23 protein-coding genes are annotated in these 24,159 nt (G+C 71.2%); 13 read left to right on the top strand and 10 right to left on the bottom strand.

The window, feature by feature from the left end:
* Window positions 1-28: 28 nt before the first annotated feature.
* Together ACFRIC_RS34885 and ACFRIC_RS34890 are read left to right on the top strand one after the other, a co-directional pair.
* On the top strand, window positions 29-1,138 hold the full coding sequence (locus ACFRIC_RS34885) for a pectate lyase (RefSeq protein WP_382794484.1): 1,110 nt from the start codon (window positions 29-31) through the stop codon (window positions 1,136-1,138).
* Window positions 1,139-1,260: 122 nt separating this feature from the next.
* On the top strand, window positions 1,261-2,055 hold the full coding sequence (locus ACFRIC_RS34890) for an HAD family acid phosphatase (RefSeq protein ID WP_382794486.1): 795 nt from the start codon (window positions 1,261-1,263) through the stop codon (window positions 2,053-2,055).
* Between the two features lie 97 nt (window positions 2,056-2,152).
* Here ACFRIC_RS34890 and ACFRIC_RS34895 read toward each other — a convergent pair whose 3' ends face one another.
* Both ACFRIC_RS34895 and ACFRIC_RS34900 read right to left on the bottom strand, forming a co-directional pair.
* On the bottom strand, window positions 2,153-3,016 hold the full coding sequence (locus ACFRIC_RS34895; protein ID WP_382794489.1) for a hypothetical protein: 864 nt from the start codon (window positions 3,014-3,016) through the stop codon (window positions 2,153-2,155).
* A complete protein-coding gene (locus ACFRIC_RS34900; protein ID WP_382794491.1) occupies window positions 3,013-3,579 on the bottom strand; it encodes a SigE family RNA polymerase sigma factor in 567 nt (188 codons plus the stop codon). The genes ACFRIC_RS34895 and ACFRIC_RS34900 overlap by 4 nt, the downstream gene beginning before the upstream one ends.
* Before the next feature lie 254 nt (window positions 3,580-3,833).
* Between ACFRIC_RS34900 and ACFRIC_RS34905 the strand changes: the two genes are divergently transcribed.
* The gene (locus tag ACFRIC_RS34905; protein ID WP_382794494.1) at window positions 3,834-5,285 is read left to right on the top strand and encodes an NCS2 family permease; all 1,452 of its coding nucleotides are present in this window, start codon (window positions 3,834-3,836) and stop codon (window positions 5,283-5,285) included.
* A gap of 149 nt (window positions 5,286-5,434) precedes the next feature.
* On the opposite strand, the gene ACFRIC_RS34910 is transcribed toward ACFRIC_RS34905, so the two are convergent.
* Both ACFRIC_RS34910 and ACFRIC_RS34915 read right to left on the bottom strand, forming a co-directional pair.
* Window positions 5,435-6,886, bottom strand: a complete 1,452-nt coding sequence (locus ACFRIC_RS34910) for a peptidoglycan D,D-transpeptidase FtsI family protein (protein ID WP_382794497.1) — start codon at window positions 6,884-6,886, stop codon at window positions 5,435-5,437.
* Window positions 6,887-6,984: 98 nt separating this feature from the next.
* Complete coding sequence (locus tag ACFRIC_RS34915; RefSeq protein ID WP_382794500.1) at window positions 6,985-7,758, bottom strand: IclR family transcriptional regulator; 774 nt, start codon at window positions 7,756-7,758, stop codon at window positions 6,985-6,987.
* Between the two features lie 144 nt (window positions 7,759-7,902).
* Between ACFRIC_RS34915 and ACFRIC_RS34920 the strand changes: the two genes are divergently transcribed.
* On the top strand, window positions 7,903-9,432 hold the full coding sequence (locus ACFRIC_RS34920) for an aldehyde dehydrogenase (NADP(+)) (protein WP_382794503.1): 1,530 nt from the start codon (window positions 7,903-7,905) through the stop codon (window positions 9,430-9,432).
* A gap of 117 nt (window positions 9,433-9,549) precedes the next feature.
* Window positions 9,550-10,158, top strand: a complete 609-nt coding sequence (locus ACFRIC_RS34925) for a DUF1349 domain-containing protein (RefSeq protein ID WP_382794506.1) — start codon at window positions 9,550-9,552, stop codon at window positions 10,156-10,158.
* Here the strand turns inward: ACFRIC_RS34925 and ACFRIC_RS34930 are convergent.
* The gene (locus ACFRIC_RS34930) at window positions 10,118-11,506 is read right to left on the bottom strand and encodes an MFS transporter (RefSeq protein ID WP_382794509.1); all 1,389 of its coding nucleotides are present in this window, start codon (window positions 11,504-11,506) and stop codon (window positions 10,118-10,120) included. The genes ACFRIC_RS34925 and ACFRIC_RS34930 overlap by 41 nt on opposite strands.
* Before the next feature lie 70 nt (window positions 11,507-11,576).
* Here ACFRIC_RS34930 and ACFRIC_RS34935 point away from each other — a divergent pair, with 70 nt between their 5' ends.
* The 4 genes from ACFRIC_RS34935 to ACFRIC_RS34950 all read left to right on the top strand — a co-directional run bounded on the left by ACFRIC_RS34935 (window position 11,577) and on the right by ACFRIC_RS34950 (window position 15,095).
* Window positions 11,577-12,572 (top strand): GlxA family transcriptional regulator, encoded by a 996-nt coding sequence (locus tag ACFRIC_RS34935; protein ID WP_382794513.1) that lies wholly within the window; start codon window positions 11,577-11,579, stop codon window positions 12,570-12,572.
* The gene (locus ACFRIC_RS34940; RefSeq protein ID WP_382794516.1) at window positions 12,569-13,120 is read left to right on the top strand and encodes a GNAT family N-acetyltransferase; all 552 of its coding nucleotides are present in this window, start codon (window positions 12,569-12,571) and stop codon (window positions 13,118-13,120) included. The genes ACFRIC_RS34935 and ACFRIC_RS34940 overlap by 4 nt, the downstream gene beginning before the upstream one ends.
* A 78-nt stretch (window positions 13,121-13,198) precedes the next feature.
* A complete protein-coding gene (locus ACFRIC_RS34945; RefSeq protein WP_382794519.1) occupies window positions 13,199-13,918 on the top strand; it encodes a DsbA family oxidoreductase in 720 nt (239 codons plus the stop codon).
* A 124-nt stretch (window positions 13,919-14,042) separates the two neighbouring features.
* Complete coding sequence (locus tag ACFRIC_RS34950) at window positions 14,043-15,095, top strand: aminotransferase class V-fold PLP-dependent enzyme (RefSeq protein WP_382794523.1); 1,053 nt, start codon at window positions 14,043-14,045, stop codon at window positions 15,093-15,095.
* Between the two features lie 70 nt (window positions 15,096-15,165).
* On the opposite strand, the gene thpD is transcribed toward ACFRIC_RS34950, so the two are convergent.
* The 5 genes from thpD to ACFRIC_RS34975 form a co-directional block, all read right to left on the bottom strand.
* Window positions 15,166-16,053: an ectoine hydroxylase gene (thpD, locus tag ACFRIC_RS34955; protein ID WP_382794526.1), complete on the bottom strand. Its 888-nt coding sequence runs from the start codon at window positions 16,051-16,053 to the stop codon at window positions 15,166-15,168.
* Between the two features lie 7 nt (window positions 16,054-16,060).
* On the bottom strand, window positions 16,061-16,465 hold the full coding sequence (locus tag ACFRIC_RS34960; RefSeq protein WP_382794529.1) for an ectoine synthase: 405 nt from the start codon (window positions 16,463-16,465) through the stop codon (window positions 16,061-16,063).
* Between the two features lie 80 nt (window positions 16,466-16,545).
* Window positions 16,546-17,817: a diaminobutyrate--2-oxoglutarate transaminase gene (gene ectB / locus ACFRIC_RS34965; RefSeq protein WP_382794531.1), complete on the bottom strand. Its 1,272-nt coding sequence runs from the start codon at window positions 17,815-17,817 to the stop codon at window positions 16,546-16,548.
* 49 nt (window positions 17,818-17,866) lie between these two features.
* Complete coding sequence (gene ectA, locus ACFRIC_RS34970) at window positions 17,867-18,406, bottom strand: diaminobutyrate acetyltransferase (RefSeq protein ID WP_382794534.1); 540 nt, start codon at window positions 18,404-18,406, stop codon at window positions 17,867-17,869.
* Between the two features lie 666 nt (window positions 18,407-19,072).
* A complete protein-coding gene (locus ACFRIC_RS34975) occupies window positions 19,073-20,173 on the bottom strand; it encodes a pyridoxal-phosphate-dependent aminotransferase family protein (protein ID WP_382794536.1) in 1,101 nt (366 codons plus the stop codon).
* 174 nt (window positions 20,174-20,347) lie between these two features.
* Here ACFRIC_RS34975 and ACFRIC_RS34980 point away from each other — a divergent pair, with 174 nt between their 5' ends.
* The 4 genes from ACFRIC_RS34980 to ACFRIC_RS34995 all read left to right on the top strand — a co-directional run bounded on the left by ACFRIC_RS34980 (window position 20,348) and on the right by ACFRIC_RS34995 (window position 23,976).
* Complete coding sequence (locus tag ACFRIC_RS34980; protein WP_382794539.1) at window positions 20,348-21,205, top strand: transporter substrate-binding domain-containing protein; 858 nt, start codon at window positions 20,348-20,350, stop codon at window positions 21,203-21,205.
* Window positions 21,202-22,035 (top strand): amino acid ABC transporter permease, encoded by an 834-nt coding sequence (locus ACFRIC_RS34985; RefSeq protein ID WP_382794542.1) that lies wholly within the window; start codon window positions 21,202-21,204, stop codon window positions 22,033-22,035. Before ACFRIC_RS34980 ends, ACFRIC_RS34985 begins: the two co-directional genes overlap by 4 nt.
* Entirely contained in the window at window positions 22,032-22,820 is a 789-nt protein-coding gene (locus tag ACFRIC_RS34990) for an amino acid ABC transporter ATP-binding protein (RefSeq protein WP_382794545.1), read from the top strand. Before ACFRIC_RS34985 ends, ACFRIC_RS34990 begins: the two co-directional genes overlap by 4 nt.
* Window positions 22,821-22,884: 64 nt before the next feature.
* Complete coding sequence (locus ACFRIC_RS34995; RefSeq protein WP_382794550.1) at window positions 22,885-23,976, top strand: amidohydrolase family protein; 1,092 nt, start codon at window positions 22,885-22,887, stop codon at window positions 23,974-23,976.
* The last annotated feature ends 183 nt before the right edge of the window (window positions 23,977-24,159 follow it).

Raw genomic sequence — 24,159 nt, forward strand, 5'->3', positions numbered from 1 at the left:
CGACAGCACGACGAAAGGACCCCACTCCATGTCTCGTCGTACCGCTCTCCCGCTCGGCGCCGCCCTGGCACTGGGCGCAGGGCTCGCCGTCCTGCCCGGACAGGCCCAGGCCGCCACCGTCGTCGTGGACACCACCGCCGAGCTGACCTCCGCGATCTCCGGTGCCGCCGCCGGGACCGTCATCCAGGTGCGCGGCGGCACCTACTACCCGGCGGCCACCCTCCAGTCCACCGTCAACGGCACGTCCTCCGCGCCGGTCACGCTCACGGCGTACGGCTCGGAGACCGTGAGGATCGACGGCTCCTCGCTGCCCTCGGGCTCCTGGATCTTCAAGCTGACGGCCGACTACTGGAACGTCTCGAACATCACCTTCCAGAACTCCCCGGACAGCGCGGTCGTCTGCCAGTCCTGCACCGGCACCGTCTGGAGCAACGTCAAGACGATCAACGGCGGAGACTCCGGGTTCACGCTGACGGGCGACGGCACCGTCAACAACACGGTGAGGAACATCGACGCGTACGGCAACTACGACGGCGCCACCCACGGCGAGAACGCCGACGGCATCGCCGTGAAGTTCGGCTCCGGCACCGGCAACCTGATCACCGGGGCCCGCCTGTACAACAACTCCGACGACGGGATCGACTTCTGGTCGTTCTCCTCGCCCGTCACCGTCGAACACACCTGGTCCTTCGGCAACGGCAGGAACCGCTGGGGGGACTCGGCCTTCGCGGGCGACGGCAACGGCTACAAACTGGGCGGTGATGGCGAGGTCGTGGCCCACGTCGTCAACAACTCCGCGGCCTGGGACGACGCGGGCAGCGGCTTCACCGAGAACTCCAACACCGGCGCCATCGTCATCAACCGCACCACCGCCTACGCCAACGGGAAGTACGGCTACTACTTCGCCACCAGTGCCGCCAGACTGGGCAAGAACCTCGCGGTGGGCAACGGCACCGCGGTGTCCAAGGGGTCCTCGGTGACGTCCTCGGGCAACAACTGGGACTCCGGGGTCTCCACCCCTTCGTTCGTCTCCACGGACGCCACCACCACGTACAACTCCCGTTCCTCCAGTGGGACGTTGCCCGCGACCACCTTCCTCACGACCGGCAGCACGACCATCGGCGCGACCATGAACTGACCGCCGCCCCGCCGGGACGGGGCCCGAGGAGTCCGGCGCGAGGCCCAAGTCGGCCGAAAAGTATGTATCGATCCGGCAAAAGGTCTCGCGTCCACGGACGTTACGCGCGTAGAAAACCTGTCATGCATAAGCCACTCCGCATCGCGGCCGTCGCCGCGACCTGTGTCGTCGCCGGCGCCGCCCTGTACGGCACCGGCGTAGCCACCGCCGGTCAGTCGACGGCGAACTCGACGCACGAGCCGTACAACATCGGCGTCCTCGTCAAGGACATCGACACCTACTACGGCACCACCGCCGACAGCAACGGTGTCTACCAGGCGTCCCCCGACAGTCCGTACGCCAAGGACCTGGCCCGCCTCGACGCCTCCGCCAAGCGGTACATCGACCAGGCGGCCCGCAAGGCCCACCACCGGCACACCAAGCCCGCGGTCGTCTTCGACATCGACGACACGCTGCTGCTGTCCCTCGACTACGAGAAGAAGACCAACTACACCTACAACTCGGCCTCCTGGGCCGCGTACGTCGCCCAGGCGGACCGCCCGGCCGTCTTCGGCAGCCCGGAACTCGTCGAGTACGCCGCTTCCAAGGGCGTCGAGGTGTTCTACAACTCCGGTCTGAAGGAGTCGCAGCGCGTCTCCGCGGTCGACAACCTGAAGAAGATCGGCGTCGACGTCAACCTCGACTCGGCGCACATGTTCCTCAAGGACGCGGCCAACCCGCCCGCCTACCTGAGCGACTGCGCCACCGCGGCCGCCTGGAACTGCACGACCGTGCAGTACAAGGCCGGAACCCGCAAGCACATCGAGTCCCTCGGGTACGACATCGTCGCCAACTTCGGCGACCAGTACTCGGACCTCGACGGCGGCTACGCCGACAAGACCTACAAGCTCCCGAACCCCACGTACTTCGTGAGCTGACGCCTTCCCCCCATGGGCGAACGTCCCCGCCGGTCCTGACCGTCGGGGGCGTTCGCCTGTCCGCCGTGAGGAGTTCGGGGCGCGTCCGGACGTGTCGCTACGGATCTCCGCCGTCCGCGCCTCGGTCCGTGAAGTCCCCGGCCACGGAGGCCCGTTCGCCGTCCGCGGTCGTCGCCGTCACCGTGTAGGCGTCGTCCTTCACCTCCCGGCCGCCGCGGTCGTGGCCGTACTGGCCGGCGAAGACCCAGGTGCCCGGCCAGACCGTGCGACCGGGCCTGAGGGCCCAGGTGTAGACGAGGAAGCCGTCCCGCTCGGCGACCGTCGTGGTGAAGTCGCTCCCGGGCAGCGAGACCCAGGCACCCGCCTCGCTCACCCCACCGGTCTGCCCGACCTTCAACGTGACCGTGAGCGAGGTGAGCCGCCGCGTGGTCCTCAGGCTCACCTCGCTCTGCGCCCAGAAGTCGCCGCTGTGCGGGTCGACCGAGCCCTGCGACCGCAACGGGCCGTCGGCGGTGTCCCCGGCGGGTGGCCGAGCGGGGGTGGCGGTCCCGGCCGGAGCGGGAAGGTCCGAGGGGGAGGGGCGCGGCCCGCCCGAGGCCGTCGGTGTCCCGGAACGCGGTCCGGGCCCGGGCGTGGCCACACCGCGTCCGGCCGGGTCCCGCGAAGGGCCGGGAACCGGAGGGACGGCCACGGTCCGCGGAGCCGCACCGTCGTCCCTCACCACCGGGGCGACCGCGTAACCCCCGGCCACCAGGACGCCCGCGACGGCGGCCGTGGCGCCCAGGACACGCGCCCAGCCGGGCAGCGGGCGAGGCGCCGTACGACGCGGCGGCCGCTCACCGGAGCCCGCCATGCCGCGCTCGACCCGGGCCAGGATGCGGGCGCGGTCCGGCTCGTGGGACCCGGCCGCCTCGCGCAGCCGGGCGCGCAGCGCGTCGTGCGCCTCCCGCGACTCCCTCACCGGCCCCTACCTCCGGCCCCGCCCGCGGGCAGCGCCCCCGCGTGCATCCGTACCGCCGTCCCGTCCGTGCCGAGCAGCCGCTTCAGTTCCGCCATGCCCTTGGACGTCTGGCTCTTGACCGTACCCACCGAGACGCCGAGGGCGAGCGCGGTGTCCTTCTCCGACAGGTCGAAGGCGTGCCGCAGCACGACGCACGCGCGCTTGCGGAACGGCAGCCGGCGCAGCGCCTCCTGGACGTCGACCGTGCCGGGCACGTCCGGGTTCTCGGTCCTGTCCTCGCGCTGCGACCAGAAGAGCGTCATGCGCCGGCGCTCGCGCACCGCGGCCCGGATCCGGGTGCGGGCGAGGTTGGCGACCACTCCGCGCGCGTACGCCGTCGGACGGTCCGCCGCGCGCACCCGGTCCCAGCGGTGCCACAGCGCGAGCAGCGCTTCGGCGGCCAGGTCGTCGGCGGCGTCCGCCTCGCCCGTCAACAGATGGGCCAGTCGCGCCAGTTCGGCGTAGTGCCGTTCGAAGAAGGCGTGGAACTCCGCGGAGGCGGCGTCGTCGACGGGCGTGCCCACGGGGTGCCTCCCCTCGCTTCGGCTGCGGCGGCGGTGCGGGTGCGGTGGGTGCTGACCCGCGATCCCGTCGGGGACACGGGAGTTGGGGCGGAGCGGGACGCGTGAGCGTAGCAGCCGGTCGTACGGGCCCCGGAACGGTGCCCGGCGGGCCGAACCGGATTCCGTAACACGGGGAAAACCTGAAACGGGTTGATCGGGGGAACAATCCAGCCAGCATCCGCACACCAGGCACGCAGGCAACGAGGAGTTACGCCATGTCCGAAGCGCAAAAGGTCGACAACCGGCCAAGTGCCGCACCACCGACGGCAGGCGGGGTCGACGGGTTCTTCAAGATATCCGCCAGGGGCTCCACCATCGGCCGGGAGATACGCGGCGGGTTCGCCACGTTCTTCACGATGGCGTACATCCTCGTCCTGAACCCCATCATCCTCGGCAGCGCCAAGGACAAGTTCGGGCACACGCTCGACACGGGTCAACTGGTCACCGCCACCGCGCTGGTGGCGTGTGTGATGACGATCGTCATGGGCATCGGCGGCAATCTCCCGCTCGCCATCGCCGCGGGCCTCGGCCTCAACGCCGTCGTCGCCTTCCAGCTCGCGCCGCTGATGAGCTGGGACGACGCGATGGGCCTGGTGGTCCTCGAAGGCGTCCTGATCTGCGTCCTGGTGCTCACCGGGCTCCGGAAGGCGATCATGAACGCCATTCCGCAGCAGCTCAAGCAGGCGATCGGCGTCGGGATCGGCCTGTTCATCGCCTTCATCGGCTTCGTGGACTCCGGGTTCGTCAGCCGCATCCCGGACGTCGCGAACACCACCGTCCCCGTGCAGCTCGGTGCCGTGGGCCGTCTCACCGGCTGGCCCGTCCTCGTCTTCTGCCTCGGTGTCCTGCTGACCATCGCGCTGCTCGCCCGCAAGGTGAAGGGCGCGATCCTCATCAGCATCGTCACGATGACGGTCGTGGCGATCGTCATCGACGCCGTCGCCGACATCAAGAGCTGGGGCCTGACCACCCCGAAGGTCCCGGACAAGATCGTCGACAGTCCGGACTTCGGGCTCATCGGCCACTTCAGCCTGTTCGGGGGCTTCGCCGAGGCCGGTGTCCTCACCGCGGTCCTGCTGATCTTCACGCTGGTCCTGTCGGACTTCTTCGACGCCATGGGGACCATCGTCGGGATCAGCGCCGAGGCCGGGCTGCTCGACGAGCAGGGGCAGGTGCCGGGCATCGGCCGGGTGCTGTTCATCGACGGCGCCGCCGCCGTCGCGGGCGGTCTGGGCTCCGCCTCCTCCAACACCGCCTACATCGAGTCCGCGGCCGGTGTCGGCGAGGGCGCCCGCACCGGCTTCGCCAACCTCGTGACCGGCGGTCTGTTCGGCCTCGCGCTCTTCCTCACCCCGCTGCTGACCATCGTCCCGCTCCAGGCGGCGGCGCCCGCGCTGATCGCGGTCGGGTTCCTGATGATGACCCACGTCAAGCACATCGACTGGGACCAGTACGAGATCGCCATCCCGGCGTTCCTGACCATCGCGGTGATGCCGTTCACGTACTCCATCACCGACGGCATCGGCGCCGGATTCCTGGCCTACGTCGTCATCAAGGCGGTCGTGGGCAAGGCGAAGGAGGTCAACTGGCTGCTGTGGGCGGTCTCGGCCCTGTTCCTGGTGTACTTCGCGATCGACCCGGTGGAGCAACTGCTCGGCGTGAAGTGACCGTCCCGCGCGCACGAGCCGGCACCTGAGGCCGGCCGGGAGCGCGAGTGTCCGCGACGACCGGTCCGTACGGCGAAGCCGTCTGCCGAGCGGCCCCGCACCCCGTTCGACGGGGTGCGGGGCCGCTTCGCGTGCGGGCCGGGCGCGCCTCAGTTCTTCAGCGCGGCCCGCATCATCGCCTTGGCGACCGGCGCCGCCAGTCCGTTGCCGCTGACCTCGGAGCGCGCCGCGTCCGACTGCTCGACCATGACCGCGACGGCGACCTCCTTGCCGGTCGAGTCGGACTTCGCGAACGACGTGAACCAGGCGTACGGCGTCTTGCTGTTCTTCTCGCCGTGCTGGGCCGTGCCGGTCTTGCCGCCCACGGTCGCGCCGGGGATCAGGGCGTTCGTGCCCGTGCCGTCCTCCACGACCGTCTGCATCGCCGACCGGAGCTGGCGGGCGGTGTCCGAGCTGACGATCTCCTTGGTGTCCGCGCTGTCGTCGTAGTTCCTCAGCACAGTGCCGTCGGCGTCACTGGTCTGCGACACCATGTGGGGCGAGACCAGCTTGCCGTCGTTGGCGATTGCGGCGGACACCATGGCCATCTGGAGCGGCGTCGCGGTGACGTCGTACTGGCCGATGCCGGTCAGCGCCGTGGACGATCTGTCCATGTCCTTGGGGTACACGCTGGTGTACGCCCGCACCGGCACGTCCTGCTTCGTGTCGTTGAAGCCGAACTTCTCCGCCGTCGCGCGGACCTTGTCCTGGCCGAGGTCGACCGCCATCTTGCCGAAGACGTTGTTGCAGGAGTACTGGAGCGCGACCCGGATCGAGGCGTTCTCGCAGGGAGCGGACGCGTTCTCGTTCCTCAGGACGGTCGTCGTGCCGGGCAGGGTGTACGGGTCCGGGCTGTCCGTCTTGGCGTCCACGTCGTCGTAGAGCCCGTCCTCCAGCGCGGCGGCGGCCACGACCAGCTTGAAGGTCGAACCCGGCGGCAGCGGCTGCCGCAGCGCGCGGTTGACCAGCGGCTTGTCGGGGTCGGTCGTCAGCTTCTTCCAGACGCTGTTGTTGCCGGCGCTGATCGCCGACGGGTCGTACGACGGCGTCGAGGCGACCGCGAGGATCTTGCCGGTCTTCGGGTCGATGGCGACGGCCGCGCCCTTGTTGTTCCCGAGCGCGGCGTACGCGGCCTTCTGGACGTCCGGATCGATCGTCGTGACCACGTCACCGGGGTCGGCGCGCTTGTTCGTGAGCGTGTCCAGCGGGTTCTTGAGCTGGATGTCCGAGCCGTCGAGAAGCTTCTGGTAGATGCCCTCGAGCTGGGTCGCTCCGTAGACCTGCGAGCTGTACCCGGTGACCGCCGCGTACAGGCTGCCGTCCTTGTAGGTCCGCTTGTACTTGAGGTCACTCCCTGTCGTCTGCGCGGAGCCGGTGATCGCGTCGCCGGCCACGATGATGTTCCCGAGCGGGTTCGCGTACAGCGCGATCGCGTTCCGTCGGTTCAGCTTGTCGTCCGCGAGTGCCCGGCCGTCGTAGAACTGCACCCAGGTCGCCCTGACCAGCAGGGAGAGTACGAGCAGCAGCGTGAAGACGGCGGCACGCCTGATCGTCTTGTTCATTCCGTCCAGAAAGACGAGCGATCAGGGGTGAATCGTTCCCGTCCGCCCGGCTTTCTCATCGGTTCCTCATGAGGCGGCCGGGCCGGCCGCCCGGCCCGTCAGAGCCTGCGCGTGGCCAGGGTGAGCCGGTCGCGGGCGTCGAACAGGGCGTCCTTGACCATCTGCTCGTGCGCCGGGGTGAGCCGGGCCACAGGCACCGAGCAGCTGATCGCGTCGCGGGCGGGCGTGCGGTACGGGATCGCCACACCGAAGCAGCGCAGCCCCAGCGTGTTCTCCTCGCGGTCCACCGCGAAGCCCTGCTCCCGCACCTGGCGCAGCTCCTCGATGAGCTTCTCCCGGTCGGTGATCGTGTGCTCGGTCAGCGCGGGAAGCGTCTCCGGCAGCATCTTGCGGACCTGCTCGTCGCTGTACGTGGCCAGCAGCGCCTTGCCGAGCGAGGTGGAGTGGGCCGGGAGCCGGCGGCCGACCCGGGTGAAGGGGCGCAGATAGTGCTGGGACTGCCGGGTGGCGAGGTAGACGACGTTCGTGCCGTCCAGGCGCGCGAGGTGGATCGTCTCGGTGGTGTCGTCCGAGAGGCGGTCGAGGGTGGGGCGGGCCGCGGCGACCACCTCGTCGCCGTCGATGTACGAGGTGCCGACCAGCAGGGCCCGTACGCCGATGCCGTACCGCGTGCCCGTCGCGTCCGTCTCGACCCAGCCGAGCTCCACGAGCGTGCGCAGCAGCATGTACAGGCTCGACTTGGGATATCCGACGGCCTCCTGGACCGCGGCGAGGGAATGCATTCCGGGCCGGCCGGCGAAGTACTCCAGCAATTCAACGGTCCGCACCGCGGACTTGACCTGCGCCCCGCCGCCTGTCTCGCCTGCCGACATCGCCCTTGACCCCTTCGTTGGACGGGAAATAGTCTCCGACCAGAAGTTCATCATCAGAGACAGCGTTCAGCATATCGAACACCCCTGGTGAGTGACACAAGAACTTCGGCGAGAACTGTGGCATCACATCGGAAGGGACCCGCGGTGGCAGCAGCACCAGTCTGGAGTGTCGACCCCCGTACCGGGAAGCAGCGGGAACAGGTTGCGGTGGAGGCCACAGGCCAAGAGGTGGACGAGGCCGTCCGTGCCGCGCACGACGCGCGCCCCGCGCTGGCCGACCGCGCCGTGCGCGCCGCGTTCCTGCGCTCCGCCGCGGACCAGCTCGAAGCGGCCAAGGACCTGCTCGTCGAGGCGGCCGACGCGGAGACCGCGCTCGGCCCGGTCCGGCTCACCGGCGAACTCGCCCGGACCTGCTACCAGTTGCGCGCCTTCGCCGGGATCGTCGACGAGGGCGCCTTCCTCGACGTCGTCATCAACCACCCGGACGCCACCGCGACCCCGCCGATCCCGGACCTGCGCCGCTACAAGGTGCCGCTCGGCGTCGTCGCCGTGTACTCCGCCTCGAACTTCCCCTTCGCCTTCTCGGTGGCCGGCGGCGACACGGCGAGCGCGCTGGCCGCGGGCTGCCCGGTCGTCGTCAAGGCCCACCCCGACCACCCGGCGCTCTCCGAGCTGGTCGCGGCGGTCCTGCGCCGCGCGGCCGCCGGGCACGGCATCCCCGAGGGCGTCGTCGGACTCGTGCACGGCTTCGAGGCGGGCGTCGGACTGGTCCGGCACCCGCTCGTCACGGCCGCCGGGTTCACCGGCTCCGTGCGCGGCGGGCGCGCGCTGTTCGACGCGGCCGCCGCCCGTCCGGTGCCGATCCCGTTCCACGGCGAGCTGGGCTCCCTCAACCCCGTCGTCGTCACCGAGGCCGCGGCCGCCGAGCGCGCCGAGGAGATCGGCGCGGGACTCGCCGGCTCGATGACCCTGGGCGTCGGCCAGTTCTGTGTGAAGCCCGGCCTGGTGCTCGCGCCGGCCGGCGCGGCGGGCGACCGTCTGCTGAAGTCCCTGACCGACGCGGTGAGCGACACCGCCTCCGGGGTCCTGCTCGACCACCGCATGCGCGACAACTTCATCGCCGGGGTCGCCGAGCGCGCCGGGCTCCCGGACGTCCAGGCCCCGGTGACGCCGGGCGCGGGCGGCGAGCACACGGTGAGCCCCGGCTTCCTGACCGTGCCCGCGAGCAGGCTCACCACCGAGGGCGAGCACGATCTGCTCCTGGAGGAGTGCTTCGGACCGCTCACGGTCGTGGCGCGCTACGAGGACGAGTCCGAGGCGGGCGCGGTGCTCTCCCGGCTGCCCGGCAACCTCACGGCCACCGTGCAGCTCTCCGCGGAGGAGGCCGCGGGCGAGGGGCGCGGAGCGGAGATCCTCGCCGAACTGACCCCCCTCGCGGGCCGGGTCCTGGTGAACGGCTGGCCGACCGGCGTCGCCGTCGCCCCGGCCCAGCACCACGGAGGGCCGTACCCGGCGACCACCTCGACGTCCACCTCGGTCGGCGGCACCGCCATCGAGCGCTGGATGCGGCCGGTGGCCTACCAGGGCGTGCCCGAGGCGCTGCTGCCGCCCGAGCTGCGCGACGACAACCCGCTGGGGCTGCCGCGACGGTACGACGGGCGCCTGGAGCGCTGACGCCGGTTTCGTGCCGGGCCGGGTTCCGCGGCCGCCCGGTTCCGGTGCCGTCCGTTCCGTAACGGGCCGGTCCTTTCTCCCGAAGGGGCCGGCCGTGAACCTGAGAGACTTCGGGCCATGGACGTCACACTCCCCGAACTCCCCTTCTCCCTCCGCACCTACGGCCCCGACGGGAACTGGTCGTACGAGGACGGTGTCCTCACCGGCTGGGCCGGGCCCCGGCAGGACCGTTTCGTGCCGCCCACCGGCGAAGGCCTCGACCCGGCCTCCGACGCACCGAGGCTGCTCGGCTCGCCGGAGGGGGACTTCCAGCTCGTCGCCCGCGTGACGGTGGGCTTCGGGGCGGCCTTCGACGCGGGCGTGCTCTACGTCCACGTCGGGGAGCGGGCCTGGGCGAAGCTGTGCCTGGAGAACTCCCCGGACGTGCCCACCGTCTGCACGGTCGTCACCCGGGGCCACTCCGACGACGCCAACTCCTTCACGGTGGAGGGCAGTTACGTCTGGCTGCGGGTGAGCCGCACCGGCCGCGCCTTCGCCTTCCACGCCTCCCGCGACGGCGAGCGCTGGACCTTCATCCGCCTGTTCACCCTGGGGGAAGAGAAGGAGACCGGGGCCGCGCTGGTGGGCTTCATGACCCAGTCGCCGATGGGGGAGGGGTGTGTGGTGACCTACGACCACATCGAGTTCAGGCCCGCCTGGCCGCGCGACCTGCGAGACGGAAGCTGAGGACGTACGTCACCGTGAGCAGGGCCGCGGAGGCGGCCAGGCTCAGGCGCATCCCGGCCTCGAACCCGTCGGCGACCAGCGCGCCGAACACCGCGATGCCCAGACCCCCGGACACCTGCCGGGCCGCGTTGAGCACACCGGCCGCCAGTCCCGCCCGCTCGGCGGGAACGGCGTCCAGCATCGCGGTGGTGAGCGGCGGCACGGTCAGGGCGCACCCCAGGGCCAGCGGGACCAGCAGCAGCGACACCAGCACCGGGGACGTACCGGCGTCGACGGTGAGGAGGGCGAGCAGCCCGGCGACCGCCACCGGCTGTCCCACCAGCATCGGCAGCCGCGGCCCGTAGCGTCCCGTGAGCTTGCCGGCCACCACGTTCGTCACCGCGATCAGGCCCGTCATCGGCAGGAACAGCAGCCCCGCGTACAGCGCGGAGTGGTGCTGCACCTGCTGGAAGAAGAGCGAGAAGACGAACACCATGCTGTAGAAGGCCACGCTGACCGCCGATCCGGCGGCGACCGTCGTGGCCACCGTCCGGTCCCGGAACAGGCCGAGCGGCACCACCGGATGCGCCTGCCGCGACTCGATCCACAGGAACGCGGCGCCCGCGGCCACGGCCACCGCCGCCGCGACGAGGCCCGCCGCCCCGCCCTCGATCACCGCGAAGGCCAGCGCCGCGAGGGCCACCACCGCCGTGAGCTGGCCCGGCAGGTCCAGCGGGGCCGGGCGGGGCCGCGAGCGCGGGGCCCGGACCAGCAGGACCAGGATCGCCGCGCCCACCGGCAGGTTGACGAAGAAGATGCCGCGCCAGCCCCACGCCGTGGTCAGCGCGCCGCCCGCCACCGGGCCGAGCGCCACCGCCAGCGAACCGCCCGCCGCCCAGGCGGCCACCGCGCGCGCCCGCCGTGCCGGTTCCGTGTACGCCTGCCGCACCAGCGCCAGCGAGGCCGGGAGCACGACCGCCGCCGCCACGCCCTGCACCACCCGGGCGCCGATGAGGGACGGCAGGTTCGGGGCCAGCCCGCAGACCACCGAGGCGAGCGTGAACACCGCGGTGCCCAGCGCGTACGCCCGGCTCGCCCCGGCCCGGTCGGAGAAGGCGCCGGTGGACAGCATCAGCGCGGCGAAGGCCAGGGTGTAGGCGTCCACGACCCACTGCTGACCGGACATCCCGGTGCCGAACGAGGAGCCGATCGTGGGCAGGGCCACGTTCACCACGGACGCGTCGAGACAGGTCAGCGCGAAGCCGAGCAGAGAAGCGGTGAGCGTGAGCGCGGCGGCCGGCCCGCCGGCCCCCGACTCCCGCCGTACGAGGCCCGGTTCGGAGGATCGGGACATCTGGTTCGTTGGCATGTCCCCATGCTGCGGACCCATGGCGCCGTACAGTAGTGGCCTGAATGCCATACCTCCGGAGGTTCTGGCCATGCCCGACCGGCTCACCCCGCATCGCGTCACCGTCATCGCCCCCTCGCCCGTCGCGCTGTTCAACCTCGCGATGCCGGAGATGCTGTTCGACAAGGTCCAAGTGGACGGCCGGCCCGGTTACGAGGTGGTCGTCTGCACGGCCGAGCCCGGCCCCGTGCCCACGACCGGTGGGCTCGACCTGTACGTCCCGCACGGTCTGGAGGCCGTACGCGACGCGGACACGGTGATCGTCGCCGGCACCGGGGCGCCGTTCGAGCCGGACCCGCGGATCGTGGCGGCCGTCAGCGCGGCGGCCGCCGCCGGCAAGCGCGTCGCGTCCATCTGCACCGGCGCCTTCCAGCTCGCCGAGGCGGGCCTGCTCCAGGGCCGCCGGGCCACCACCTACTGGGCCCACGCGGAGGAGATGCGCCGGCGCTACCCGCAGGTCGACCTGCGGGGAGACGTCCTGTACGTGCAGGACGGGCCGTTCCTCACGTCCTCCGGCTACGCCGCCGGCATCGACCTGTGCCTCCATGTCATCCGCACCGACTACGGCGCCGCCGTGGCCAACGAGGTGGCCCGCCTCGCCCTCGTCGCCCCCGTACGGCCCGGCGGCCAGACCCAGTTCACCCAGACCCCGTTGCCCCCCGAACGCGGCGACGTCTGCGCCGACACCCGGGGCTGGGCCATGCGCAACCTCGACAAGCCGCTCACGCTCACCGACCTGGCCCGGCACGCGGGCGTCAGCGTGCGCACCCTCACCCGCCGGTTCCACGCCGAGAGCGGTGTCAGCCCCCTGCAATGGCTGCTCCACCAGCGCGTCGAACGGGCCAAGGAGCTCCTGGAGACCACGACGCTGCCGATGGACCGGGTCGCCGCGGCCTGCGGCCTGGGCACCGCCGACTCGCTGCGCGCCCACGTGGTCCGGCGGACCGGTCTCCCCCCGAGCGCCTACCGGGCGCAGTTCAGCCGACGCGGAACCGTGACCGGAGCCATGACGTCCTCCGTTGCATGATCAGTGATCGTGTGACCGGCGCGCTGATGATCCGCACCGCCCTGCCCGCCGAGGCCCGGACCATCGCCGACCTGCACTTCCGGGCCCGTTCGACGTACTACCCGGACGGCGTCCCGCAGAGCGACGTGGACTGGACCGAGGCCTGGCAGGGGTCCATCGCACGCCCCGACGGGCACGTACTGTGCGCCGTCGCCCAGGGCCGGATCGTCGGCATCGCCTCCTTCCGTACGGACGAGGGCGCGCCCGCCGACACGGTCAAGCTCTTCCAGTTCCACGTCGACCCCGACCGCTGGCGGGCCGGGATCGGGTCGGAGCTGCACGCGGCCTGCGTGGAGGAGTGGCAGGCGGACGGGAAGCGGACGGCGACGCTGGACGTGCACACCGGCAACCTGCGCGCCCAGGCCTTCTACGCCCGCCTGGGCTGGGTCCCCGATCCGCACAACCCGCCCGAGGAGGGCGACCACCACCTGTATCTGCGGTACGCGGTGCCCGCACGCGCGGACGGGAGCGAGGCCGCGGCCCGGGGCGCCGGCACGGCCGGGGAATGACCCGAGCCGCTTGAATGTTCACCTAACGACGTCCCCGGAGGGTGTCCCGTATCCGCACGACCTGGAGAGAGCCGAAGAATGCGCGTCGAGATCTGGTCCGACATCGCCTGCCCGTGGTGCTACGTCGGAAAGGCCCGTTTCGAGAAGGCGCTCGACGCCTTCCCGCACCGTGACGAGGTCGAGGTCGTGCACCGGTCCTTCGAGCTGGACCCCGGCCGCGCCAAGGGCGACATCCAGCCCGTGATCACGATGCTCACCAAGAAGTACGGCATGAGCGAGGCGCAGGCCCAGGCGGGCGAGGAGAACCTCGGCACGCAGGCCGCCGCCGAGGGCCTCGCGTACCGCACCCGGGACCGCGACCACGGCAACACCTTCGACATGCACCGCCTGCTGCACCTCGCCAAGGCGAGGGGCCGCCAGGACGAGCTGATAGGCCTCTTCTACAAGGCCAACTTCGCCGAGGAGCGGACCGTCTTCGGGGACGACGAGCGGCTCGTGGAACTGGCCGTCGCCGCCGGGCTCGACGCCGACGAGGCCCGCGGGGTGCTCGCCGACCCGGCCGCCTACGCCGACGACGTCCGCGCCGACGAGCGCGAGGCCGCCGAGCTGGGCGCGAACGGCGTCCCCTTCTTCGTGCTGGACCGCACCTACGGGGTCTCCGGCGCGCAGCCCGCCGAGGTCTTCGCCCAGGCGCTGTCCCAGGCCTGGGGCGAGCGTCCGGGTCTCACGCTGATCCAGGACGAAGCCGGCGACGCCGAGGCCTGTGGTCCGGACGGCTGCGCCGTCCCGCAGAACTGACGAGCGCGGGAGAGGGCCCCGGCGCCGGAAGACGCAGGTCGGGGCCCATGCATAAGCACTGCTTGGGGAAACCGCGTAAAACCTCGCAATGGACTTGGGGCCCGTCCGGGCCCACAGTGGTCCCATGGAGACCTTCGAGACCCTCGTCCGTGCCGAGTTCGCCCCGAAGAACACCTTTCTGAACACCGCGAGCACCGGCCTGCTCCCCGCCCGCACCGTCGCCGCCCTGCACGAGGCGGTGGCCCTGCGGGCCGCGGGCAGGCCGCTCGACTCCCTCTTCGAGGACATCGAGCAGTCCCGCGCCGCGTTCGCCCGGCTGGCGGGCGTACCGGCCGCCCGGGTCGCCGCCGGCCCGTCCGTCGCCGCCCAGACCGCGCTGGTCGCCTCCGGACTGGCCCCGGGGTCCGAAGTCCTCACCGCCGAGGACGACTTTACCTCCGTGCTGAACCCGTTCCACGTCCGCGGCGACCTGAAGGTGCGCGCCGTACCGCTGGAGCGGCTCGCCGAATCGGTGCGGCCCGGCACGGCGCTCGTGGCGGTCAGCGCCGCCCAGTCCGCCGACGGCCGGATCGCCGACCTGCCCGCGCTGCGCGAGGCGGCCCGCGCCCACGGGGCGCGTACCTACGTCGACTTCTCCCAGGCCGCCGGCTGGCTGCCCCTCGACGCCGACGGCTACGACTTCACCGTGTGCACCACCTTCAAGTGGCTGCTGGGCCCGCACGGCGCGGCCTTCCTCGTGGTGCCCGATGACTTCGGCGGGCTCACCCCGTTGTACGCGGGCTGGGTCGCCGCCGAGAAGCCCTGGGACTCCTGCTACGGCCCGGTGCAGGAACTCGCCCACTCCGCCCGCCGGTTCGACGTCAGCCCGGCCCTGTTCACCCATGCCGGGGTGCGCCACTCGCTCGCCCTGATCGAGGAACTGGGCGTGGACGCCGTGCACGAGCACGACCTGGCCCTCGCCGAGCGCTTCCGCGCGGGCCTGGCCGCGCTGGACCACGAGGCGCTGCCCGCACCCGGCTCCGCCATCGTCTCCGTGCCCGGACTCGGCCACCGGCAGGGCGAGTTGAGCCGGGCCGGCATCGAGGTGTCCGACCGCGCGGGCAATCTCCGGGCGTCCTTCCACCTCTACAACACGCCCGCCGACGTCGACCGCCTCCTGGACGTGCTGGCCGGCTGACACGCCGGACGGCCCCGGGGAGCACACGCTCCCCGGGGCCACCGGTCTCCCGCTCACTCCGCCGGAGGGCTCACCGCACCGGCGTGAAGTCCCGCGCCCCGATGAACTCCGGCCTGCGTACGGGCGCCGCGAAGGGCTCCACCGCGGCGTTCTCCACGCTGTTGAACACGATGAAGACGTTGCTGCGCGGGAACGGGGTGATGTTGTCCCCCGAGCCGTGCATGCAGTTGCAGTCGAACCAGGTCGCCGAACCCGCCCTGCCCGTGAAGAGCTTGATGCCGTGCCGGCTCGCCAGGTCGGTGAGCGCCTCGTCGGAGGGGGTTCCGGCGTCCTGCATCTGGAGCGACTTCTTGTAGTTGTCCTCCGGCGTGGCCCCCGCACACCCGAGGAACGTCCGGTGCGACCCCGGCATGATCATGAGGCCGCCGTTGGTGTCGTGGTTCTCGGTCAGCGCGATCGAGACGGACACGGTCCGCATGTTGGGCAGACCGTCCTCCGCGTGCCAGGTCTCGAAGTCCGAGTGCCAGTAGAAGCCGCCGGCCCCGAAGCCGGGCTTGACGTTGATCCGCGACTGGTGGACGTACACGTCCGAGCCGAGGATCTGCCGGGCCCGGCCGACGACGCGCTCGTCGCGCACGAGCCGCGCGAAGACCTCGCTGATCCGGTGCACCTCGAAGACGGACCGGATGTCCTGCGTTCTCGGCTCGACGATCGAACGCTCGTCGGCGCGGACCGCCGGGTCGGTGACGAGCCGTTCCAGCTCCCGGTGGTAGACGGCGACCTCGTCCTCGCCGATGAGCTGCTCGACGGAGAGGAAGCCGTCGCGCTCGTAGGCGTGGAGGTCGGGGACCGAGATCGGGCCGGGTTCGTCCGGCGCGCCCCAGACGACCGGGTCCTGGCGGGGCACGGCCACTTCGGTGGCGGCGCGGCTGGGGTACAGATCGGTGAGTGTGGTCATCGGTGTGTCACACCTCCTCGGGTTCGGTGAGCAGGGGGTAGACGCCGTTCTCGTCGTGGTCCTCCCGTCCGGTGACGGGCGGGTTGAAGACGCAGACGCACCGGAAGTCGGTCTTGGGGCGCAGGGTGTGGCGCTCGTGACCGTTCAGCAGGTACATCGTCCCCGGCGCGATCCAGTGCTTCTCGCCGGTCTCGTGATCGGTGAGTTCGGCCTCGCCCTCGACGCACAGCACGGCCTCGATGTGGTTCGCGTACCACATCGACGTCTCCGTGCCCGCGTACAGGACGGTCTCGTGCAGGGAGAAGCCGACCTTCTCCTTGGCGAGGACGATGCGCTTGCTCTCCCAGGTGCCGGACGCGGCCTTCACATGCCGGTCGGTGCCCTCGAGTTCCTTGAACGAACGGACTATCACGGTGGTGCGCTGCCTCTCTCTCGTGCGTGTCGTGCTGCTCGGGTCGTTCCCGCTTCTCGCCGGTCTCGCGGAGAGCGGGCTCAGACGGTCTCGCGGACGGCGCGTTCGAGGACGCGCAGGCCCTCGTCGAGTTCGTCCGGGGTGATGGTCAGGGCGGGCAGCAGTTTCACGACCTCGCTCTCCGGCCCCGACGTCTCGACGAGCAGCCCGAGTTCGAAGGCGCGACGGGCGATCCGGCCGGCCCGCTCCTTGTCCTTGAACTCGACGCCCCACACGAGTCCGCGGCCGCGGTACTCCTTGACGTCGGCGAGGTTCTCCTCGGTGATGGAGATCAGCGCCTGTTCGACCTGCTCGCCGCGGGCGCGGGTCTGCTTCTCCATCGCGGACCCGTCGGCCCAGTAGGCCTCCAGGGCGGCGGCGGCCGTGACGAACGCCGGGTTGTTGCCGCGGAAGGTGCCGTTGTGCTCGCCCGGCTCCCAGATGTCCAGCTCGGGCTTGAACAGGCACAGCGACATCGGCAGCCCGTACCCGCTGATGGACTTGGACACGGTCACGATGTCGGGCACGATCCCCGCCTCCTCGAAGGAGAAGAACGCGCCGGTCCGCCCGCAGCCCATCTGGATGTCGTCGACGATCAGCAGCATGTCGCGGCGGGCGCACAGGTCGGCCAGGGCGCGCAGCCACTCGGGCCGCGCGACGTTGATGCCGCCCTCGCCCTGCACGGTCTCCACGATCACCGCGGCGGGCTGGTTGAGCCCGGATCCCTGGTCCTCCAGGAGCCGTTCGAACCAGAGGAAGTCCGGGACCTGACCGTCGAAGTAGTTGTCGAACGGCATCGGGGTGCCGTGCACCAGCGGGATGCCGGCGCCCGCGCGCTTGAAGGCGTTGCCCGTCACGGCGAGCGAGCCGAGCGACATCCCGTGGAACGCGTTGGTGAACGACACGATCGCCTCGCGCCCCTTCACCTTCCGCGCGAGCTTCAGCGCCGACTCGACGGCGTTGGTGCCGGTCGGGCCGGGGAACATCACCTTGTACGGCAGGTCGCGCGGCCGCAGCACCAGGTTCTGGAAGGCCTCCAGGAAACCGCGCTTGGCCGCCGTCGACATGTCGAGCCCGTGGGTGACGCCGTCGCGCTCCAGGTAGTCGATCAGGGCCCGTTTGAGCACGGGGTTGTTGTGCCCGTAGTTCAGCGACCCGGCACCGGCGAAGAAGTCCAGGTACTCGTGCCCGTCCTCGTCGTACATACGGCTGCCGCGGGCCCGGTCGAAGACGGTGGGCCAGTTGCGGCAGTAGCTGCGCACCTCGGACTCCAGGGTCTCGAAGACGCTCAGGTCGGGCTGGGTGATGGTCAAGGGGATTCGCTCCTCGAAGCTTGTGCGGGAGGGGAGGAAGAAGGGGGGATCAGCCGGGGAACGGGCCGATGCGGTGGAGCACCTCGGGGTCGTGCGGCTCGTCGGGGAACTGCCCCGTCTCGAACAGCACCTCGCGCTCGACGGGTGCGCCGTGACGTCGTGCGTACGACGTGAAGAGGCGCTCGGAGGCGGTGTTGCCCGGAGTGATGGTGGTCTCGACGGAGGACAGCCCGTGCTCGGCCGTCACCCGCGCGGTCAGCCCGTCGAGGAGACGCGCGGCCAGTCCCCGGCCGCGGTGCGCCGCGTCGACGGCCACCTGCCACACGAGGAGCGTTCCCGGGCGCTCGGGGCGCATGTACGCGGTGACGAAGCCGACGGGGCGGCCTTCGGCGTCCCGCGCCACCACCGAGGTGCCGGCGAAGTCACGGCACCACAGCAGGTAGCTGTAGGAGGAGTTCAGGTCGAGGGTTCGGGAGTCCTTGGCGATACGCCAGAGGGCGGCCCCGTCGGCCACCTCCGGACGGTCGATCCGAAGGCCCTCCGGCATTTCGATAAATTCCGCTGACAGGTCTGCTTGAGCGACGGTCATGCGGCTTGAATTTACCGACGGAAAGCGCGGATTGCATCGTCGGAAGGGGTTACGAACGGCGCGGCCGTGTGTTATCACGCGCCCGTGAAAACCCTCCGGAGAGGGTGCCTTTATCGGCTGCTCTGTCCGGAAAATACCACAGAAAACGGACGCGTTGTGGAGTGTGTCACAAGGATGAAATGTGAACGAGACCTCCCCGAATCGCGCCCGATCGCGTTCGCGAAATCTTTGCGTTTAGGGGCAGGGAAAGCGGGAAGAAGAATGCGGGAAGCTGTATCCGTGGAATTCGGATCCGAATTGACGGCAGGATAAGGGTGGGGGAAGTAATTGCAATTCCCTCGGTCGAACCGTCCCGCCTCCCGGAGGCTCCCCGGCCCGACGGAGCCCCGGACCCTCCCGCCCGTCGGACCGGCGAGGGCCCCGTCTCACTCGTCTCGCCCGTCCGCCGGGCGTGCGCCGGCCCGGACGGCCTCGACCGCCGGGCCGACGACGACCCGGATACGACGGTCCCCGGCGTCGGCGCCGACCGGGACGCGACCATCCCCGGCGCCGGCGGGGACGCGACGGTCCCCGGGGTCGGTGATGCCCCGGACGCGACCGTCCCCGGGGTCAGTGATCGCCGGGACGCGACCGTCCGCCGGCCCCGGGTCCCGCGGCTCCTCCCGGTCAGCCCCAGGCCAGGGCCACCGCCCGGCGCGCCCCCTCCAGGTCCACCGTCAGGCCGGACTCGGCCAGCGCGGCGCCGAGTCCCGCGAGGCTGGAGTGGACGACGCCGCGGGTGGCGTCGGGGCCGTAGTGGTTGACGCGGATCATCGACTGCGCGAGCGCGCCGCCACCCGCGGCGAGCGGCAGCGCGGGGTCGGCGGCCAGCGCCTTCGCGACCACCGCGGAGGCGTCCACGTCCTCGGGCACCCGCAGCGTGGTGGCGACGGGCGCCGCGTCGGAGGCGGCGTCCACGTACGGTGCCAGACCGCCGCCGAGGGCCACGGCTCCCGCCCGGGTGGCCGCGGCGGCCGAGGCGTGACGGGCCATCACCGCGTCCAGGCCCTCGCCCTCGATCCGCTCGACGCACGCCTCCAGCGCCAGCATCTCCAACTGGGCCGGCGCGTGCAGCAGCGCCGTGCGGCCGCCGTCGATCCAGCGCTCCTTCCAGTCGAGGAGCGAGAGGTACGAGCGGCGCGGCGCGCCGGGGTTCGCGGCCATCCGCGCCCACGCCCGCGCGCTCACCGACACCGCCGACACACCGGCGGGGCCGCCCATCGCCTTCTGCGCCCCGATCACGCACAGGTCGACGCCCCAGGCGTCCGGCAGCACCGGCTCGGCGCCGATCGACGCGACGGCGTCCAGGTAGAACAGCGCCCCGTGCTCGCGGACGACCTCACCGATCTCCGCCACCGGGTTGGTGTTCCCGGTGGCGGCCTCGGCGTGCACGAGCGACACGAAGTCGATCGAGGGGTGCTCGGCGAAGGCCTCGCGGATCTGCGCGGCGGTGACCGCGGTGTGGAACGGCACCGCCAGATCGATCACGGTGGCACCGCAGTCCCGCAGCCAGTTCCCGAACGTCTGGCCGTAGGGGCCGGTGACGACGTTCAGGGCGGTGGTGCCGGGACCCGCCGTGCCCCGGATGGCCCCTTCCAGCGGAAGCAGTGCCTCGCCCTGCATGATCACGACGTCCTGCGTGGTGGAGAGCAGCCGGGCGACACGGTCCTCGATCGACGCGAAGTGTGCGGCGGTCAGTGGGGCGAGGTCCAGGAACGGGTGTGTCACGGCGCTGCTCTCTTCACTCTTGGGGTACAGGTGACGAGATTAACCGTCGCGCCCCCGTCCCCGCCCACTGGTGACTTCTTAGGTCGAGCGGCCCCGTGGCCATCGGTTTGATTTGAGAGCCTCAAACATCTCCTTATAATCGGAACCCACAGTTCCCTGACAGGAAGGCCCGCCGTGAACACCCTCTCCGGCCGCCGGACCCGCGTCCTGGCCGCCATCACCCTGACGGCCGGGCTGACGCTCGTGGCCGCCTGCACCTCCAGCGGGAACGGCGGCAGCGGCACCAAGACCGCGTCCGGCGGGGTCGAGCTCGTCAAGGCGGGCCAGCTCACCACGTGCACCCACCTGCCGTACCCGCCCTTCCAGTCGGAGATCGACGGCAAGGTGCAGGGCTTCGACGTGTCGCTGATCGACCTCGTCGCCGCGGACCTCGGGGTGAAGCAGGCGATCGTCGACACGCCCTTCGAGAACTTCAAGACGGGCGCCTTCCTCAACTCCGAGCAGTGCGACCTCGCCGCCGCAGGCATGACGATCACCCCGGAGCGCAAGAAGAACGTCGACTTCTCCGACCCGTACTTCGACGCCACCCAGGGCGTGCTGGTCGACAAGAAGAGCGGCATCACCTCGCTGGCCGACGTCAAGGCGAAGGGCAAGAAGATCGGCGCCCAGGCGCAGACCACGGGCGAGGACTACGCGAAGCAGCAGGGCTTCGACCCGGTCTCCTTCGAGTCCTCCGACGCGGTCCTCAGCGGACTGCGCAGCGGCCAGGTGCAGGCCGTCATCATCGACTACCCGGTCGTCCAGGGCTGGCTGAAGGACAAGGCCAACGCCGACGCCTTCAAGGTGGTCGACAACCTCAACACCGGTGAGCAGTACGGCTTCACGGTGAAGAAGGGCAACACCAAGCTCCTCGCCGCCATCAACAAGGCGATCGCGGACGCCAAGGCCGACGGCACGTACAAGAAGCTCTACGAGAAGTGGATCGGCCCGTACGACGCGGCCGCGGCCTCCGCCTCCCCGTCCGCCTCATGAGTGGTGCCGACACGCCCCTCCAGCCCCGCAGGTCCGGCCTGAGCCGGCGCCGCAAGCGCCAGATCTCACGCGGTGTGCAGTACGTCGTCTTCGTCGCCGTCGTGATCGCCTTCGCGGTCACGGCGGACTGGGGCCGTCTGCAGAACCAGTTCTTCCAGTGGGACCTGGTCAAGCAGATGTTCCCGGACGTCATCACGCTGGCGCTGAAGAACACCGTCCTCTACACGACGTTCGGCTTCGCCGTCGGTCTCGTGCTGGGCATCGTCATCGCCCTGATGCGCCTGTCCTCGGTGGGCCCCTACCGCTGGTTCGCCGGAATCTACATCGAGGTCTTCCGCGGCCTGCCCGCCCTGATGATCTTCATCTTCGTGGGCGTCGCGGTACCGCTGGCGTTCCCGGGCACGGAGATCATCGGCGGCACGTACGGAAAGGTCGCCCTCGCGCTCGGCCTGGTGGGGGCCGCGTACATGGCCGAGACCTTCCGGGCCGGCATCCAGGCCGTGCCCAAGGGGCAGATGGAGGCGGCCCGCTCGCTGGGCTTCTCGCACGCGCGGGCGATGGTCTCGATCGTCGTCCCGCAGGCGTTCCGGATCATCATCCCGCCGCTCACCAACGAACTCGTGACGCTGTTCAAGGACTCCTCGCTGGTGCTGTTCCTGGGTGTCACCCTGGAGGAGCGCGAACTGTCCAAGTACGGTCGCGACCTGGCCAGCACGACCGCCAACTCCACGCCGATCCTCGTCGCGGGGCTGTGCTACCTGCTCGTCACGATCCCGCTCGGCTTCGTCGCGCGACGCCTCGAGGCGCAGCAGAAGGAGGCCGCCAAGTGAGCACGCCCGAGATCCAGGTGAAGGACCTGCACAAGTCCTTCGGCGACAACGAGGTGCTGCGCGGCATCGACCTGGAGATCGGCCAGGGCGAGGTGGTCTGCGTGATCGGCCCCTCCGGCTCCGGCAAGTCGACGCTGCTGCGCTGTGTGAACCTCCTGGAGGAACCCACCAAGGGCCAGGTGTTCGTGGGCGGCACGGAGGTCACGGACCCCGACGTCGACATCGACGCCGTACGCCGCCGCATCGGCATGGTGTTCCAGCAGTTCAACCTCTTCCCCCATCTGTCGGTGACCGGGAACCTCACGCTGCCGCAGCGGCGGGTGCTCGGCCGGGACAAGGAGGAGGCGGCCCGGACCGCCGCCGAGAACCTCGCCCGGGTGGGGCTCGCGGAGAAGGCCGACGCCTATCCCGCCTCCCTCTCCGGAGGCCAGCAGCAGCGCGTCGCGATCGCCCGCGCGCTCGCCATGGGGCCCGACGTGATGCTCTTCGACGAGCCGACCTCCGCGCTCGACCCCGAGCTCGTCGGCGACGTCCTCGCCGTCATGCGGATGCTCGCCGACGAGGGCATGACGATGATGGTCGTCACCCACGAGATGACCTTCGCCCGTGAGGTCGCCGACCGGGTCGTCTTCATGGACGGCGGTGTGATCGTCGAGGACGGCACCCCCGCGCAGGTCATCGGCAACCCGGCGCACGAGCGGACCCGGCACTTCCTGTCCCGGCTGCTCGACCCGGCGATGGCGGAGGTCCAGGAGGGGACTCCGGACACGGCGGACCCGGAGTAGGCGGCCCGGCCGGCGGACGGACCGGGGGAGTGGCGGGACGAGCCGCCTCACTAAGGTGCCTGACATGAGCGATCACCCGGTACTGCACGTGAAGGGGCGGGTCCTCGTCGGACCCGACGACGTCCGCGACGAGCTGTGGGTCGTCGGCGGCAGGATCTCCTACGAGCGCCCCGCCGGCGCCCGTGACGTCCGCACCGTCGAGGGCTGGGCGCTGCCGGGCCTGGTCGACGCGCACTGCCACGTCGGGCTCGACGCGCACGGCCCGGTCCCGGCGGACGTCTCCGAGAAGCAGGCGCTGACCGACCGCGACGCCGGCACCCTCCTCGTCCGGGACGCCGGCTCGCCCTCCGACACCCGCTGGATCGACGACCGCGACGACCTCCCGAAGATCATCCGCGCGGGCCGGCACATCGCCCGCACCCGCCGCTACATCCGCAACTACGCCCACGAGATCGAGCCGGAGGACCTGGTCGCGTACGTCGCCCAGGAGGCCCGGCGCGGTGACGGCTGGGTCAAGCTCGTCGGCGACTGGATCGACCGCGGCACCGGCGACCTGAGCGCCTGCTGGCCCCGCGAGGCCGTCGAGGCGGCGATCGCCGAGGCGCACCGCCTCGGCGCCCGGGTCACCGCGCACTGCTTCGCCGAGGACTCGCTCCGGGACCTGGTCGAGGCGGGCATCGACTGCGTCGAGCACGCCACCGGCCTCACCGAGGACACCGTCCCGCTCTTCGCCGAGCGCGGGGTCGCCATCGTCCCGACCCTCGTGAACATCGCCACCTTCCCGCGGCTCGCGGACGGCGGCGAGGCCAAGTACCCCCGGTGGTCGGCGCACATGCGACGGCTGCACGAACGCCGCTACGACACCGTGCGCGCCGCCTACGACGCCGGGATCCCCGTCTACGTCGGCACCGACGCGGGCGGCTCCCTCGCGCACGGCCTCGTCGCGGCCGAGGTCGCCGAGCTCGTCACCGCCGGCATCCCGCCCGTCGAGGCGCTCTCCGCCACGGCCTGGGGCGCCAGGCGCTGGCTCGGACGGCCCGGACTCGACGAGGGGGCGCCCGCGGACCTCGTGGTCTACGACGGGGACCCGCGCGACGACGTACGGGTCCTGGCGGATCCGCGACGGGTGGTCCTCAACGGGCGGATCGTCGGCTGACGCGGGCGGGGCGGACGTGGTGAAGGTCCTGGACGGCGGGCGCCGGTTGACGGAGCGTGACGGCCGGGGTGGCGTGCTCGTTGAGCACCACCAGGTGCGCTCCGGCGCGTCAACCAGTCGTCAACCGGCGCGTCAACCAGCGCGTTCGCCCGGGGGAGTTGAGCGAGTGACGGTGGAGAACGG

The sequence above is a fragment of the Streptomyces sp. NPDC056738 genome (assembly GCF_042790435.1).
Lineage (GTDB): Bacteria > Actinomycetota > Actinomycetes > Streptomycetales > Streptomycetaceae > Streptomyces.

Bases quoted from the DNA above. Each gene is read 5' to 3' on its own strand.
- thpD (WP_382794526.1), bottom strand. From the start codon at position 16,053: ATGACCACACTCACCGATCTGTACCCCAGCCGCGCCGCCACCGAAGTG.
- ACFRIC_RS34890 (WP_382794486.1), top strand. From the start codon at position 1,261: ATGCATAAGCCACTCCGCATCGCGGCCGTCGCCGCGACCTGTGTCGTC.
- ACFRIC_RS34940 (WP_382794516.1), top strand. From the start codon at position 12,569: ATGATCAGTGATCGTGTGACCGGCGCGCTGATGATCCGCACCGCCCTG.
- ACFRIC_RS34885 (WP_382794484.1), top strand. From the start codon at position 29: ATGTCTCGTCGTACCGCTCTCCCGCTCGGCGCCGCCCTGGCACTGGGC.
- ACFRIC_RS34935 (WP_382794513.1), top strand. From the start codon at position 11,577: ATGCCCGACCGGCTCACCCCGCATCGCGTCACCGTCATCGCCCCCTCG.
- ACFRIC_RS34915 (WP_382794500.1), bottom strand. From the start codon at position 7,758: ATGTCGGCAGGCGAGACAGGCGGCGGGGCGCAGGTCAAGTCCGCGGTG.
- ACFRIC_RS34925 (WP_382794506.1), top strand. From the start codon at position 9,550: ATGGACGTCACACTCCCCGAACTCCCCTTCTCCCTCCGCACCTACGGC.
- ACFRIC_RS34905 (WP_382794494.1), top strand. From the start codon at position 3,834: ATGTCCGAAGCGCAAAAGGTCGACAACCGGCCAAGTGCCGCACCACCG.
- ectA (WP_382794534.1), bottom strand. From the start codon at position 18,406: ATGACCGTCGCTCAAGCAGACCTGTCAGCGGAATTTATCGAAATGCCG.
- ACFRIC_RS34910 (WP_382794497.1), bottom strand. From the start codon at position 6,886: ATGAACAAGACGATCAGGCGTGCCGCCGTCTTCACGCTGCTGCTCGTA.
- ACFRIC_RS34950 (WP_382794523.1), top strand. From the start codon at position 14,043: ATGGAGACCTTCGAGACCCTCGTCCGTGCCGAGTTCGCCCCGAAGAAC.
- ACFRIC_RS34945 (WP_382794519.1), top strand. From the start codon at position 13,199: ATGCGCGTCGAGATCTGGTCCGACATCGCCTGCCCGTGGTGCTACGTC.
- ACFRIC_RS34995 (WP_382794550.1), top strand. From the start codon at position 22,885: ATGAGCGATCACCCGGTACTGCACGTGAAGGGGCGGGTCCTCGTCGGA.
- ACFRIC_RS34985 (WP_382794542.1), top strand. From the start codon at position 21,202: ATGAGTGGTGCCGACACGCCCCTCCAGCCCCGCAGGTCCGGCCTGAGC.
- ACFRIC_RS34930 (WP_382794509.1), bottom strand. From the start codon at position 11,506: ATGCCAACGAACCAGATGTCCCGATCCTCCGAACCGGGCCTCGTACGG.